The following is a 13318-nucleotide window of genomic DNA, read 5'->3' as shown; positions in this document are numbered from 1 at the left end:
TTCGACGGTTTCCGTCAGCGCGGTGGCGGGGCCGCGGCCGCACCGGGCGGCGGCGGTCCGCAGTGCACGATCGGCTGCGGTTCGTAGACCGTCTTCTTCGGCCGCTCGGTCCGCACCTCGCCGGTGTGGACGTCGCGCAGCGTGCGGGTGTCGGTGACGGTGAAGCCCCCGGTGCCCTTGCTCGGGCTGCACGGCTGCCCCGGCGGCACGACGACCTCGTGCGGCGGGGTCGGGTTCGTGCGCTCACCGGTCTGAGAGGTCACGTCCCACTGCTTGGTGCCCCAGAACTTCACCGTGATCGACGACGGCGTCCACTGCGTGGTGATCATGATGCCGCTCTTGCTGGTGTTCTTGAACTTCACGTCGATGATGCTGCGGCCGTCGGGGCTCTGGAACACCGTCGCCTCGCGCCCGGCGGGGTAGCGGCTGATGTAGTAGCTGTGCGCCTTGTGCTCGACGTCCTGCATGCCCGCGAAGTACGAGGCGTTGTAGATCGTCGTGGCGAACTGCGAGATGCCGCCGCCGACGGCCTTGCCGGGACGGCCGTCCTGGATGATGCCCGACTCGACGTAGCCCTGCGCGGCACCGCGCGGACCGGTGTGCCCGTTGAGGCTGAACGTCTCGCCCGGCTTGACCAGCGCGCCGTTGACCTGCTCGGCGGTGCGCCGGATGTTCACCCCGGACGCCGGCTCGAAGCCGCCGGTGGTGAACTCGCCGACCACCTCGCGGACGCCGAGCTGGTTGGCCTGGTCGGTGGTGAAGCGGGCGGGCTGGTGCACGTAGATCGCCTGCAGGCTGCGGTTCCCGGGCTGCTTGAGGATCTCCGGCAGCCGCTCGAAGCTCTTGTTCCAGTCGATGCCGATGCCGTCGGTCGACGGCTTCACCACCGGGGCGCCACCCTCCAGGACGATCTGCGCGTCCTTGCCGGGCACGATCGTGCTCGCCAGCTGCGGCTCGACACCGGCGACGGCGGTCCGCATGTCCACCACCGGCTTCAGCCCGCCGTTGCCGTCGGGCTCGAAGCGCAGCGACTTGGCGATCGCCTCCGGCGCGAACGTGGCGTCCTTGCCCTGGCCGCGCACCGTCACCGGCGCCGACACCGCGGGCTTGGCCACCTCGTTGAGCGCCCGCTGCACGCCCTCGCGGGTGGTGGTCACCGGCTGCTCGGTGAAGGGCAACGCGACCGGGTCCGGTTCGGCCCAGCCCGCGAGCACCGCGTCGGTGGCGCCCTGGAGGTCGACCTGGCGGCCGGTCACCGGGTCGCTGGGGACCGGCTTCGCGCCCTCGAAGGTGATGTCGCCCTCGGCGGGCGCGCGGTCGAGCTGCGGCTTGACCTGCTCCAGCACCTGGGTGAGCTGGGCCCGGTCACCGTGGCTGACCGGGTGCACCTCGCGGGTCGTGAACAGCGACGAGACGCGGGTGAAGGGGTTCAGCGGCTGGGCGCCCGCCTGCTCGACGGTCTCGGCCCAGTCCATCTCCAGCCCGGCGGCCGCCGGGTCGATCGTCGCGGTCTGGTCGCCGGCCCGCAGCTCGACCGGCTCGCCCAGGCCGGGCCCGAGCCGGTCGCGGAGCTCGGTCTCCGCCGACGCCTTGTCGAGCCCGCCGATCGCGACATCGGCGACGACCGTGCCGCGCGGAACCTTGCCGCTGCTGAACACGAGGTCGCCGACGTAGAGCAGGGCGAGCGCGCCCACGACGGCACCCGCCGCGATACCGGCGCGCACCAGGCCCCGCCGCTTGTCGGCACCGCCGTCACCGGACTCGGCCGAGGGGCGCGGCGGCACCGGTGGCGGCTGCTGGCTGTTCGGCGCCTCGGACCAGACCGGGATCGACTGGGTCTGGCTCGCCGAGAAGTCGGGGAAGTCCGACGGGACCGCGGTGAGGTTCTGCGTCCGCTCGTTGTCGGACTCGGGGACGACCTGGGTCCGGGTGTCCGTCGCCGGGCGCGTCCGCTCGGTCGCCTCGTCGGGGACCGCCGAGATCCTCATGGTCTTCTCGGCGTCGCTCTCCGGTCGGCTCGGCGTGGGCCGATCGACCGGCATCCGCTCGGTGGCGTCTGCGGCCTTGGGGTGTTCGTGGTTATCCGGCACCGCTTCCCCTTCTCGATCGGTCGTGCGGTGGGGGTCGACAGCGAACTGCGAACGTGGTCGGCGAACGGCGGCCACGGTAGTGGATCCGGTTGCGGCGCTGATCGGGCGATGGGCCGTCTACGCCACGCGTGCACGGCCGGTCACAGGTACAGGCCGGTGCCCTGCTCGGTCTGCTCGGTCGCGACGGCGTGCAGGTCGCGCTCCCGCATCACCAGGTAGGGCTGGCCCTGGACCTCGACCTCGAACTGCTCCTCGGGGTTGAACAGCACCTGGTCGCCGACCTTGACGGTGCGCACGTGGCTGCCCACCCCGAAGACCTCGCCCCAGAGCAGCCGCTTGGCCACCTGGGCGGTCGCCGGAATCACGATGCCGCCACTGCTGCGACGTTCCCCGGATTCCTGAGAGATCCGCACCATGACCCGGTCATGCAGCATCTGGATCTCGAGCTTGGCATCGGTCACCCGAAAAGTTTACTTGCCGCCCTCACGGGCCTGACACCCCGGCGGGGACATCACGCCTCGTCGTCGAGACCGCCCATGACCAGCGGCAGCCGGTTCGGGCCACCCGCGGCCACCCGCACCGGCACGCCCCAGTCCTGCCTGGTCAGCCGGCAGGCGGGGTGCTCGACCGACGGGTCGTCGTCGCAGCTGGCCGCCTGGGCCACGACGTGCAGCACGCCGTGGGCGATGTCGTCGGCCAGCACGAGCCTGCGGTTCAGGTCGGTCCCGACCCCGGCGCCCTCCACCAGCAGCCCCTCGGGTGAGGAGCTGACCTCCAGCCGCGTCGACGGTCCGTAGCGGTCGTCGAGCTTGGTCCCCGGCGGCGGGGTGAACACCACGGCCAGCTCCAGCTCACCCGGCCCGACCTCCGTGTCCGGCCGCTTGACCTGCTGCGACGTGCCGCGCACGAGCTTGGCCGCGACGCCGGGCGGCACCGGCCGCTCCAGCCGGTGCGAGGCAGAGGCGACCACCACCAGCTCACCGTCGACGACCGCGGCCCCGGAGGGCTCGGCGACGTGGTCGGCCAGCGTCGAGACCTCGTCGCTGGCCGGGTCGTAGCGCCGGATCGCGCCGTTGTAGGTGTCGCACACCGCGACCGAGCCGTCCGGAAGCACCGCCACCCCGAGGGGGTGCTGGAACAGCGCCTGGTCGGCCGCGCCGTCGGCGTGGCCGAAGTCGAACAGCCCGGCCCCGACGGCCGTGCGCACGGCGAACCCGTCGCCGCCGGCCTCCACCCAGCGCAGCGCCGACGTCTCGGAGTCGGCCAGCCAAAGCCGGTCGCCGCCGTCGGCGAGCCCGGACGTCTGGGCGAAGAAGGCCTCGTCCGCGTCACCGTCGCGCAGGCCCTCGACGGTGGTGCCCGCGAACCGCCGCACCTGCCCGGCGCGCGGATCGAACAGGCCCAGCGTGTGGTTGCCCGCCATCGCGATGACGACACCGCCCGCGGGCTCCCACCACGCCACGTCCCACGGGCTGGTCAGCGGCGTCTCCAGCGCGGGACCGGCGTCGGAGCCGTCGCGCCACTGCTCGCCGGTGCCCGCGACCGTGACGACCTCGCCGTCGGCGAGCTGGACACCGCGCAGCAGGTGGTTCACCGTGTCGGCGACCACGACGTCGTAGCCGACCTCGGCCGCGACGTCCTCGGGCAGCAGCGCCAGCCCGGCGGGTTCGGCGAAGCTCGCCTCGTCGGCGGCGCCGTCGGCCCGCCCGCGCTCGCCGGAGCCGATGCGGCGCACCGGGGTCTCCCCGTCGGCGGTGAACTCGACGAGGCTGTGGTGCGCGGAGTCGGAAACCAGGAGCGTGCCGCCGTCGAGCGGGAGGACCTTGGCGGGGAAGCGCAGCGTGGTGTTCTCGGTCTCCGCCGGCACGTAGGGGCCGTCGCCGCGGTGCAGCGTGCCCTTGGCGTCGTGCTCGGCGACCAGCTCGGCCACGACCCCGCGCAGCGTCTCGACGTGGCCCTCACCCGCGGCGACGTGCACGACGTAGCCCTCGGGGTCGACCACGACCAGCGTCGGCCACGCCTTGACGGCGTAGTGCTGCCACGTCGTGAGCTCGGGATCGTCGAGGACCGGGTGGTGCACCGCGTAGCGCTGCACGGCGGCGGCGACCGCGTCCGGGTCGGCCTCGTGCTCGAACTTCGGCGAGTGCACGCCGACCACGACCACCTCGTCGGCGAACTCCTCCTCCAGCGGACGCAGCTCGTCGAGCACGTGCAGGCAGTTGATGCAGCAGAACGTCCAGAAGTCCAGGACCAGGACCTTGCCGCGGAAGTCGTGGAGGGACATCTCGCGGCCACCGGTGTTCAGCCACCGGCGGCCCACCAGCTCGGGGGCGCGGACACGGGCACGGCGCTTCTGCTGCTCAGCACTCACGCCCGGAGTCAACAACACCGCCTCGGGTGCTGTTCCGAGGGGGTGCCGGCCGTCTCGTGGGGCCGCGATCGGCAACGTCGAAAGCCGAGCAGCGCGCCACGGCCCGGCCAGCGATCACTGTGGCTTGTGCTCAGCAGGCCTGCGATCATGGTCCGGACTCGCGGCGGGCACGAGGGGCGACATGAGCGACGACGAGTGCGTGTTCTGCGCAATAGTGCGCGGGGATGCGGAATCAAGCGTTGTTCACGACGACGCCGAGGTCCTGGCGTTCATGGACCTTCAACCGGTGACACCTGGACACCTGTTGGTGGTGCCGAAGACCCACGCTGTGGGTCTCGAAGACCTCGACGTGGAAGACGGCCAGAAGGTCTGGGCGGTCGGCCACCGGCTCTCCAGGGTTCTTCGCCGATCAGGACTCCGGTGCGACGGCATCAACCTGTTCCTGGCCGATGGAAGGGCGGCGTCCCAGGAGGTGTTCCACGTTCATCTCCACGTGTTTCCCCGGTTCGCCGGAGACACCTTCCGCATCAGCGCGGACTGGCGCGAGCGTGAACGAAGCGAGCTCGACGAGACGGCTGCCGTTCTGCGGAAAACTCTCGCGGCCCTCACCGCCGGAGCCCCCGCACGTCCGCAGCAGACGAGTTGATCCTGTGGTCTAGAACGTCCAGAAGTCCAGGACCAGGACCTTGCCGCGGAAGTCGTGGAGGGACATCTCGCGGCCACCGGTGTTCAGCCACCGGCGCCCGACCAGTTCGGGGGCGCGGACACGGGCACGGCGCTTCTGCTGCTCAGCACTCACGCCCGGAGTCGACAACACCGCCTCGGGTGCTGTTCCGAGGGGGTGGCGGCCGTCTCGTGGGACCGCGCTCCCGGAAGCGAACCGCGCGCGGCCGATCACTCAGCGCGCGCCGCATCCAGCAATGTGAGCACTCGGACGCGGAGGGTTTCGTACTCATCGCGGAGGCGGCGGATCGCGGGCGGTCGTTCGATTACCGTGGCGGGGCCGACGGTCTCGCCCGGAGCGAACTGCTCCCGGGTGAGGTCGATCTCGATGCCGTCGGCGAACCGGTTCCACCAGTGGAAATCGACTCGCATCCCGTCGCGGTGCACCTCGCCGCGCACTAGGTCGCCGCCGAGCAGGTCGTTGAGCACCAATGCCGTGACGCCGCACTGGCCCCGGGCGGGATTGGCGGGGTGCCAGTCGGGCCGGTCTTCAGGAGCGCAGGTGTCCGCGCCCCACGAGGACCGGATCGCGTGCTCGACGTCCGCCAGAGTCCACACCGCCACGCCGAGCAGCCTGCCGAAGGCCACCGACATCCACGTCCGCAGGTCGCCGTCCAAGAAGGGCATGCGGCTCGTCTTGCGCCCAGCACCAGGGACCCGTAACGTACAACCATGTGGTTGTAGATCAGATGACCGCGGACGAGGTGGACCGCATCTTCCACGGCCTCGCCGACGCGACCCGGCGCGACATCATCGGGCAGGTGCTGCGGCAGGAGCAGTCGATCTCCGCGCTGGCGAACCGGTACGACATGAGCTTCGCGGCGGTGCAGAAGCACGTCGCGGTGCTCGAGCGGGCCTCGCTCGTCATCAAGCAGCGGCGCGGACGGGAGCAGCTCGTCCGCGGCAACCCCGATGTCCTGCACAGGACCGCGCGTCTGCTCGACGAGTACGAGGAGATCTGGCGCCACCGCGCCCGGGGCATCGAAGAACTCCTGGCCGAAGACCGAGAGACGAGGGCCGAGCAATGACCGTGACCAGCACCCACAAGGACGTGGACGCGCTGACCCTGACGTTCGTCGCGGAGTTCGACGCGCCGGTCGGACGCGTCTGGCAGGTGTGGGAGGACCCGCGCCGGCTCGAACGCTGGTGGGGGCCGCCCACCTGGCCCGCGACCTTCGAGCGCCACGACTTCACCGTCGGCGGCTCCTCGCTGTACTTCATGACCGGCCCGAACGGCGAGAAGGCGTACGGCTGGTGGCGGATCACCGCGATCGACGCGCCGCACCGCCTGGAGTTCGACGACGGCTTCGCCGACGAGAACGGCGAACCCGTCACCACGATGGAGTCCACGCACGCCGTGGTGACGCTCGAACCCGCCGGGACGGGAACCCGCATGGTCACCGTCAGCACCTTCGCCAGCGCCGAACAGCTCGAGCAGCTGGTCAAGATGGGCATGGAGGAAGGAATGCGGCAGTCCATGGGGCAGATCGACGCACTGCTCGCCGAAGGCGAGGCCTGAGCTGCGCTCCGGCGTCACCTCGGGGCCACGATGCGTGGTCCCGAGGTGCTCGGCCCTGCACGCCCCGGGGCCTAACGGGCACGGCTGTCCCGCGTGGCGGGAGTGCCCCGCGTCTCCGACGATTCCTGCGTGCGCGGTGTCGAACCGCGGCGAGCCCGTTCGTGTAGTGGGTGCAGTGGAACCGATCGGAGGGATACCGATGAAGCAGTACCTGCTCAGCATCTACCAGCCCGACGGCGAACCGCCCGCACCGGAAGTGCTCGACCCGATCATGCGCGACGTCGAGGCCGTGAACCAGCAGATGGGGGAGGCCGGGGCGTGGGTCTTCGCCGCCGGGCTGCACCCGCCGGACACGGCGGTGGTGGCACGCGGCCGAGGTGCGGGGGCGATCACCACCGACGGCCCGTACCTGGAGGGCAAGGAGCACATCGGCGGCTTCACCGTCATCCGGGCCGACGACTTCGACGCGGCGCTCGAGTGGGGTCGCAAGCTGGCCGCGGCGACCACGCTCCCCGTCGAGGTGCGGCCGATGCAGGACGGTAGCTGCGGCTGAACACTTCGAGTGATCTACCCGCGGATCGACACGACCGGCGGCGTCCCTCGCCAGGAAGCCTGACCGCCCCGCGGCGGAACGGGGCGGAGCGGGCCCGGCGGTCGGCGAGAGCGTGTCGGTCCGGGTGAGCGACGGCAAGCAGGCCGTGGCGACGGACGGCCGGGCGAGGCGTGGCAGCGGATGCGGCTGCGCGTCACCCGGCGCCGCTCTCCCGAGCACCACCTCGACTGCGTTCTGCACTCGTCCGGCGAGGTGAGGGACTTCTTCGTCGGCCACCCGTGCCGTTCACCGGCCAGGACGCTGGTGCCGTTGGACGTCGGCGCAGGCAACGCCGTCGCCGTGTCGATCGCGTGGGTGCGGACCCGCGGTTGATGGACGCGATCGGTGCTGTTGCCGCCGCCGTGAAGCGAGGGCTCACGGCGAGCGGCAGGCCATGGGCCGGATCACCTGGTGCGCTTGGCAGGGCGGAGCCATTGAAGGGCCGCGATCAGGCCGAAGGGCAACGTCGCGGCCAGGGGTAGCCACTGCGACAGCACTTCCGAGGGGCCCAGGACGTCCAGTGCTATTCCGGTGACCACGGCGACCACCACCGCTGCCCCGCCGATGCCGCCGACCGCGGCGCCTCGTCGCCGCGGCCCCGAGGCGCCGCCGGTGCCAGGGCCCGCGCCGCGGTCCAGCACGGTTGCGGCGGTGATCGTCGACAGGACGAACGCCGCGCACAGCACGATGCCCCCGGCAATTCCGCCGAGGATCGTGAACACCGCGGCGCACATCGCGCCAACCGACGTGGCGATGCCTCCGAGCAGGGCCGCGCCGGCGACGTGCACCCACGGCCGTCGCCGGCCGACGGGGAGCTCCGGCGTGTCCGGGCCCTCACGGCGCAGGAGGCGGTGGCACAGCAGCGCGGCCCCGGCCAGGGCCAGCAACACGAGGACGACGGCGACCAGCGTCAGCACCGTGGTCTTCGCGGGCGAGATGTAGTCGTGGACGAGCGGCGCCGAGCCGTCGTCGAAGGTGATGACGCACTGCGCGCTCGGCGGGAACTCCGTCTTCACGACGCGCAGCGAAGCGCCCTCCGGCTCCGGGCACGAGTCGCCGGGGTCGAACCACGACGGCATCGCGGCCTGCACCGCGAACGACCACACCATGCCGCCGGCCAGGCCGGTGCCCAGCATCGACCAGCCCAGGCCCCGCCCGGCCGAACTTCCCCCAGAACTCACGATCAGATCATCGCAGGGAAGCGGTGGGGCGAAGCGGAGAACGCCGTGCTCGGGCCGCGAGTCCGGCGCCCGCGCGGTGACCCCGGCTTGTCAGTCCTGGTCGTCGGAGCGGTGGCCGGTCACGTAGTAGACGCTGGCCGCGAGGGTCGGCACCAGCGCGCTGATGACCGTGATGACGGTTTCCACGAGTGCCTCCTTCGACGCCGAGGCGATTCGCCAATGCGAATCGAGGTTTGCGGGAATATGCCTGGGATCGGCCGGTTGTAGTGGGTGTCGCGAGGTTCCCGGTGATGTGGGCACCGACCGCACGAGACCGGAGGAGACCGGAGAAGAACCCCGGAAATTGGAAGGCCCCGCGGTGCTGCCAGGTCGGGGGTCCGACAGCATCGCGGGGTCATCCGGAGTATCGGCGCGCGACGGCTTCTCGTTACACGCATGACGGTATGTGACTCGCGTCACAAGAAAGACCACCCGATCGAGGAGCTGACCTGCACTGATCGAGTTACCTGAATCCTCCCGCTACGGCTGAGGCCGGCTAGTCCTGGGTGAGCAGGTAGCGGCCGAAATGCGGCACGGTGAACGCGATCCGGCCCCGCTCGGCCGAGTAGACCAGCCCCTTCTTGATGAGGCTGTCCCGCGCCGGCGACAGCGACGACGGCCTGCGCTCCAGGAACTCCGCGACCGACGACGTGCCCGCGGCCTCGTCGCGGCCCTCGACGACCTCGGCCATCGCGCGCAGGTACTCGCGCTCGGCCGGGGTCGCACGCTCGTAGCGCGAGCCGAAGAAGCCGACAGCCAGCTCCCCCTCGGCCTCCGGTGCCGCCAGGCGCACGTCGTCGCTGCCGATCGGTGCCCTCGGCGCCGCGTCCCACGCCGCCTTCCCGTAGGCCTGGACGAAGTACGGGTAGCCGCCGGAGACCGAGAACAGCGCGTCGAGCGCTTCGGAAGTGATCTCGGCTTCCTCCCGCTCGATGGGCGCGATCACCGCGTGGTCGGCGTCGGAGCGGGCGAGCCGGTCGATCCGCACGTACCGGAAGAGCCGCTCGGAGTAGGACTTGCTCGCCGACAGCACGGCGGGCAGGTGCGGCAGCCCGGCGCCGACCACGACCAGCGGGGCGCCCGACTGCGACAGCTCGTGGCAGGCCGCGCACAGCGCGGACACGTCCTCCGGCCGCAGGTCCTGCATCTCGTCGATCAGCAGCGCGACGCCGGTGCCGACGTCGGCGGCCAGCTCGGCGACCTCGGTGAACAGCTCGACGAGGTCGATCTCGACGTCACCGGAGTCGGCGCGGCCCTGCGCTGCGGGTACGTCGATGCCGGGCTGCCAGCGGTCGCGCAGTTTGGCGTCGGCGGGGTTCGCCTTGAGTGCGAACGCCTTCAGCACGCCGAGCACCTCGTCGACGCGGTCTGGTGCGCGGTGGCGCACCGCGAGGTCGCGGATGGCACGGTGCAGCGCCGCCGACAGCGGCCGGCGCAGGCCCGCCTCCGGGCGGGCCTCCACCTTGCCCGCGCCCCAGCCGCGCCGGACCGCCATCGACCTCAGCTCGCCCAGCAGCACGGTCTTGCCGACTCCGCGCAGGCCGCTGAGCACCAGGCTCCGCTCGGGACGGCCGCGCGCGACCCGTTCGAGGACGACCTCGAAGGCGTCGACCTCGCGGTCCCGCCCGGCGAGCTCGGGCGGCCGCTGACCGGCGCCGGGGGCGAACGGGTTGCGCACCGGGTCCATTCCTCGGACTGTATCCAGCCGTATAGGGCTGAACCGATACTCCGCGAGAAACCGCCATCGGCGTGTCGGCCGCCGGTTGCCTTGCTCAAGAGGCGAGGGCCGCCCGTCCAAGTGGAGCGCGCTGGCTCGACCAGCGGACACGTCGGCTCAACCAGCGGGCGCACCGGCTCGGCCAGCGGGTCTGTTCCGCGATCCGGTCAGCTCGGCGAGCCGGTGAGGTGCTCGATGAGGAGGTCCAGCGCCTCGGCCCAGCCGTCGTGGACGTAGCCGTCGCCCGGGTGGCCCGCGATGCCGCGCAGGTGGAACGTCATCGCCGTGCGCTCGCCCCGTTCCTGGAGGGTCACGGTGACGACCGGGGCCGACTCGGCGGACTCGTCCAGGTCTCCCCAGGTGAACACCAGGCGCTCGGGCTCGGCGATCTCCAGGTACGTCCCGCCCGTCGGGTACTGCTCGCCGGTCTTCTCGTCGACCATGGTGTAGCGGTAGGTCCCGCCCTCGCGCAGGTCGACGCTGATGCTTTCGGGCGGTGTGGCGAACCCCCGCGGGTGGTACCAGTGGGTCATCTCGGCCGGGTCGGTCCACGCCCGCCAGACGGCCTCGCGGGGCGCGTCGAACTCCCGGGTGATCGTGAACTCCGCTGCGGTGGTGCTGGGCGTCTCAGTCATCGTGGTCGTCCTCCTTGGTGCGCCGGAGCCGCTCGTCGAGCAGGTCGAAGCGCTCGTTCCAATCCCGCCGGTGCTTCTCGACCCATTGCGCCACCTCGTCGAGAGGTTCTGTGCGCAGCGACACCGTGCGCCATTGCGCCCGCGCGGTTCGCTCCACGAGTCCCGCGCGTTCGAGCACCTTGAGGTGCTGCGAGACGGCAGGGGCGCTGATCGCGAACGGCGTGGCCAGGTCTCCGACGGTGGTCGCGCCCCGGGAGAGCCGGGTCAGGATCGCCCGGCGCGTCGGGTCGGCCAGGGCCGAGAACACGAGGCTCAACGGATCGGCGGCAGTCAATTAGCCAACTCCTTAATTAAGGAAGTGCTTCAACGCTAGGCCCGTGCGGGCGGCTCGTCAATGCTGACCTGGTTGTAGGTCTTTATATCCATCTATTGAATAAATCCGATATTGATCAATACGACGCCATGGAGCCGCCGGAGTGCTTGGGTGGCGGGCATGGCCGAAGTCGTGACCAACGGAAACGGGCAGGTGCTGCGCACCGCCGACCGCGCAACGCTCACCGTCTCCTTCAGCGCGTCGGCGCAGGAGAGGCGGCCGGCTGTCGACGCGCTCGCCGACCGCGTCAGCGGCATCGAGGACCTGCTGTCGACGGTCGAGGTGCGCAGCAGGAATCTCACCGTGCACCCCACCTACGAAGAGGGACGCCAAATCGGCTGCCAGGCGCGGCAGTACTACACCCTGCGCGTCGCTGGTCGGGAGGAGCTGGAGCGCCTGGCGGGAGCGCTGCTGGAGGCGGAGCCGGAACGGCTCGACGGCCCGCGCTGGGAGCTGAGTGACCAGGCCGACGCGGCGGCCGAGGCGCAGCGGCGGGCCGTGGCCGACGCCCGCGGGCGCGCGGAGGCGTACGCCGACGCGCTGGGGCGGGCGCTCGGGCCGCTGGTGCGCCTGGTCGACGGCGGCGCGGAGCGCCGCGGGCCGGCGGCGCCCGCGTTCGGCGGAGCCGCCGCGCCGGGCGCGCGGAGCGCGGCCGACAGCGTGCGGGCGCTCGACCTCGCGCCGGGGCAGGTGAGCGTCACGGCCTCGTGCACCGTCACCTGGGCGCTGGACTGACGCGGGCCCGGGCTCGCGGGTGGCGGTCACCCGCGAGCCGGTCGCCGGTCAGCGTTCGACGATCGCGGTGACCCCCTGGCCGCCCGCGGCGCAGATGGAGATCAGGCCGCGGCCGGAGCCGCGCTCGGCGAGCAGCTTCGCCAGCGTGGCCACGATCCGGCCGCCGGTGGCGGCGAACGGGTGACCCGCTGCGAGCGAGGAGCCGTTGACGTTCAGCTTCTCCGGGTCGACCGAGCCCAGCGGGGCGTCCAGCCCGAGCCGGTTCTTGCAGAAGTCCGGGTCCTCCCACGCCTTCAGCGTCGCCAGCACCTGGGAGGCGAAGGCCTCGTGGACCTCGTAGAAGTCGAAGTCGCCCAGTCCCAGCCCGGCCCTGGCCAGCAGTCTCGGCACCGCGTAGGCGGGCGCCATCAGCAGCCCCTCGTCGCCGCTGACGTGGTCGACCGCGGCCGACACGAAGTCGTTGAGGTAGGCCAGCACCGGAAGCCTGCGCTCCTGCGCCCATTCCTCGCTGGCCAGCAGCACCGTCGAAGCGCCGTCGGAGAGCGGCGTCGAGTTGCCCGCCGTCATCGTCGCGTCCTCGCCGCCGCCGAAGACCGGCTTGAGCTTGGCGAGCTTCTCGGCCGTGCTGTCCGGCCGCAGGTTCTGGTCCTGGGCGAGGCCCTGGAACGAGGTGACCAGGTCGTCGAAGAACCCGCGCTCGTAGGCCGCCGCGAGCCGCTGGTGGCTGCGGGCGGCGAGCTCGTCCTGCGCCTCGCGCCCGATCTGCCAGGCCGGCGCGGTCCTGGCGGCGTGCTCGCCCATGGAGAGCCCGGTGCGGGGCTCGGAGTTGCGCGGGATCTCGGGCACGACGTGCTGGGGCCGGATGCCGGCCAGCGCCTTGAGCCGCGCGGCCGGGGTCTTGGCGTGGTTCGCCGCGAGCAGCACGCGCCGCAGGTCCTCGTTGACGCCGATGGGGGCGTCGCTGGCCGTGTCGACGCCACCGGCGATGCCGCTGTCGATCTGGCCGAGCGCGATCTTGTTGGCCACCGAGATGACCGACTCGAGCCCGGTCGCGCAGGCCATCTGCACGTCGTGCGCCGGGGTCCGGGGGTCCAGCCTGGAGCCGAGGACCGTCTCGCGCGCCAGGTTGAAGTCCCGGCTGTGCTTGAGCACCGCTCCGGCGACGAACTCGCCGACCTGCTCGCCCTGCAGGGCGAAGCGGGCGATCAGCCCGTCGAGTGCCGCGGTGAGCATGTCCTGGTTGGAGGCGCGGGCGTAGGGGCCGCCGGCGCGCGCGAACGGGATCCGGTTGCCGCCAACTACCGCGACCCGGCGAACGGAGGACATACCTGACTCCCTCACTG

General features: G+C 71.8%; 16 protein-coding genes. 6 read left to right on the top strand and 10 right to left on the bottom strand.

The features are described 5' to 3' along the window. Positions 1-14 precede the first annotated feature (14 nt). The 3 genes from SACE_RS35330 to SACE_RS35320 form a co-directional block, all read right to left on the bottom strand. Positions 15-2090, bottom strand: coding sequence for a VanW family protein (locus tag SACE_RS35330; protein ID WP_009948369.1), 2076 nt, complete (start codon positions 2088-2090; stop codon positions 15-17). A gap of 140 nt (positions 2091-2230) precedes the next feature. Next, positions 2231-2551, bottom strand: coding sequence for a GroES family chaperonin (locus SACE_RS35325; RefSeq protein WP_009948370.1), 321 nt, complete (start codon positions 2549-2551; stop codon positions 2231-2233). Between the two features lie 50 nt (positions 2552-2601). Next, on the bottom strand, positions 2602-4461 hold the full coding sequence (locus SACE_RS35320; protein ID WP_009948371.1) for an NHL domain-containing thioredoxin family protein: 1860 nt from the start codon (positions 4459-4461) through the stop codon (positions 2602-2604). 181 nt (positions 4462-4642) lie between these two features. Between SACE_RS35320 and SACE_RS35315 the strand changes: the two genes are divergently transcribed. Then, positions 4643-5107 carry an HIT family protein gene (locus SACE_RS35315; protein ID WP_009948372.1) on the top strand — a complete coding sequence of 155 codons (465 nt, stop codon included), beginning with the start codon at positions 4643-4645 and terminating at the stop codon, positions 5105-5107. Between the two features lie 9 nt (positions 5108-5116). On the opposite strand, the gene SACE_RS38125 is transcribed toward SACE_RS35315, so the two are convergent. Both SACE_RS38125 and SACE_RS35310 read right to left on the bottom strand, forming a co-directional pair. Continuing rightward, on the bottom strand, positions 5117-5260 hold the full coding sequence (locus tag SACE_RS38125; protein WP_009948373.1) for a thioredoxin domain-containing protein: 144 nt from the start codon (positions 5258-5260) through the stop codon (positions 5117-5119). Between the two features lie 95 nt (positions 5261-5355). After that, positions 5356-5811, bottom strand: a complete 456-nt coding sequence (locus SACE_RS35310) for a YunG family protein (protein ID WP_009948374.1) — start codon at positions 5809-5811, stop codon at positions 5356-5358. Between the two features lie 62 nt (positions 5812-5873). On the opposite strand from SACE_RS35310, the gene SACE_RS35305 reads away from it, so the two are divergent. The 4 genes from SACE_RS35305 to SACE_RS35290 all read left to right on the top strand — a co-directional run bounded on the left by SACE_RS35305 (position 5874) and on the right by SACE_RS35290 (position 7628). Further along, the gene (locus SACE_RS35305) at positions 5874-6212 is read left to right on the top strand and encodes an ArsR/SmtB family transcription factor (protein WP_009948375.1); all 339 of its coding nucleotides are present in this window, start codon (positions 5874-5876) and stop codon (positions 6210-6212) included. Then, positions 6209-6703 (top strand): SRPBCC family protein, encoded by a 495-nt coding sequence (locus SACE_RS35300; RefSeq protein ID WP_009948376.1) that lies wholly within the window; start codon positions 6209-6211, stop codon positions 6701-6703. Before SACE_RS35305 ends, SACE_RS35300 begins: the two co-directional genes overlap by 4 nt. A 199-nt stretch (positions 6704-6902) precedes the next feature. Then, entirely contained in the window at positions 6903-7256 is a 354-nt protein-coding gene (locus SACE_RS35295) for a YciI family protein (protein ID WP_009948377.1), read from the top strand. 180 nt (positions 7257-7436) lie between these two features. After that, positions 7437-7628, top strand: a complete 192-nt coding sequence (locus tag SACE_RS35290; RefSeq protein WP_009948378.1) for a hypothetical protein — start codon at positions 7437-7439, stop codon at positions 7626-7628. A gap of 71 nt (positions 7629-7699) precedes the next feature. Here the strand turns inward: SACE_RS35290 and SACE_RS35285 are convergent, their stop codons facing one another. The 4 genes from SACE_RS35285 to SACE_RS35270 all read right to left on the bottom strand — a co-directional run bounded on the left by SACE_RS35285 (position 7700) and on the right by SACE_RS35270 (position 11201). Beyond that, positions 7700-8476, bottom strand: coding sequence for a hypothetical protein (locus SACE_RS35285; RefSeq protein WP_231849885.1), 777 nt, complete (start codon positions 8474-8476; stop codon positions 7700-7702). Positions 8477-9011: 535 nt separating this feature from the next. Continuing rightward, positions 9012-10202 carry an ATP-binding protein gene (locus SACE_RS35280; protein ID WP_009948381.1) on the bottom strand — a complete coding sequence of 397 codons (1191 nt, stop codon included), beginning with the start codon at positions 10200-10202 and terminating at the stop codon, positions 9012-9014. A 197-nt stretch (positions 10203-10399) separates the two neighbouring features. After that, the gene (locus SACE_RS35275; RefSeq protein WP_009948382.1) at positions 10400-10867 is read right to left on the bottom strand and encodes an SRPBCC family protein; all 468 of its coding nucleotides are present in this window, start codon (positions 10865-10867) and stop codon (positions 10400-10402) included. Further along, the gene (locus tag SACE_RS35270; protein ID WP_009948383.1) at positions 10860-11201 is read right to left on the bottom strand and encodes an ArsR/SmtB family transcription factor; all 342 of its coding nucleotides are present in this window, start codon (positions 11199-11201) and stop codon (positions 10860-10862) included. Before SACE_RS35270 ends, SACE_RS35275 begins: the two co-directional genes overlap by 8 nt. A gap of 159 nt (positions 11202-11360) precedes the next feature. Between SACE_RS35270 and SACE_RS35265 the strand changes: the two genes are divergently transcribed. Next, the gene (locus tag SACE_RS35265; protein ID WP_037304717.1) at positions 11361-11975 is read left to right on the top strand and encodes an SIMPL domain-containing protein; all 615 of its coding nucleotides are present in this window, start codon (positions 11361-11363) and stop codon (positions 11973-11975) included. A gap of 48 nt (positions 11976-12023) precedes the next feature. Here the strand turns inward: SACE_RS35265 and SACE_RS35260 are convergent, their stop codons facing one another. Next, positions 12024-13301 (bottom strand): acetyl-CoA C-acetyltransferase, encoded by a 1278-nt coding sequence (locus tag SACE_RS35260; protein ID WP_009951469.1) that lies wholly within the window; start codon positions 13299-13301, stop codon positions 12024-12026. Between the last annotated feature and the right edge of the window lie 17 nt (positions 13302-13318).

Source organism: Saccharopolyspora erythraea NRRL 2338, from assembly GCF_000062885.1.
Taxonomy (GTDB): Bacteria; Actinomycetota; Actinomycetes; order Mycobacteriales; family Pseudonocardiaceae; genus Saccharopolyspora_D; species Saccharopolyspora_D erythraea.
This window is presented reverse-complemented; position numbering and strand designations above follow the sequence as displayed.

Excerpts from the sequence above, each read along its gene's own strand:
- SACE_RS35315 (WP_009948372.1), top strand. The coding sequence starts at position 4,643 with ATGAGCGACGACGAGTGCGTGTTCTGCGCAATAGTGCGCGGGGATGCG.
- SACE_RS35310 (WP_009948374.1), bottom strand. The coding sequence starts at position 5,811 with ATGCCCTTCTTGGACGGCGACCTGCGGACGTGGATGTCGGTGGCCTTC.
- SACE_RS35305 (WP_009948375.1), top strand. The coding sequence starts at position 5,874 with ATGACCGCGGACGAGGTGGACCGCATCTTCCACGGCCTCGCCGACGCG.
- SACE_RS35300 (WP_009948376.1), top strand. The coding sequence starts at position 6,209 with ATGACCGTGACCAGCACCCACAAGGACGTGGACGCGCTGACCCTGACG.
- SACE_RS35295 (WP_009948377.1), top strand. The coding sequence starts at position 6,903 with ATGAAGCAGTACCTGCTCAGCATCTACCAGCCCGACGGCGAACCGCCC.
- SACE_RS35290 (WP_009948378.1), top strand. The coding sequence starts at position 7,437 with ATGCGGCTGCGCGTCACCCGGCGCCGCTCTCCCGAGCACCACCTCGAC.
- SACE_RS35280 (WP_009948381.1), bottom strand. The coding sequence starts at position 10,202 with ATGGACCCGGTGCGCAACCCGTTCGCCCCCGGCGCCGGTCAGCGGCCG.
- SACE_RS35275 (WP_009948382.1), bottom strand. The coding sequence starts at position 10,867 with ATGACTGAGACGCCCAGCACCACCGCAGCGGAGTTCACGATCACCCGG.
- SACE_RS35265 (WP_037304717.1), top strand. The coding sequence starts at position 11,361 with ATGGCCGAAGTCGTGACCAACGGAAACGGGCAGGTGCTGCGCACCGCC.
- SACE_RS35260 (WP_009951469.1), bottom strand. The coding sequence starts at position 13,301 with ATGTCCTCCGTTCGCCGGGTCGCGGTAGTTGGCGGCAACCGGATCCCG.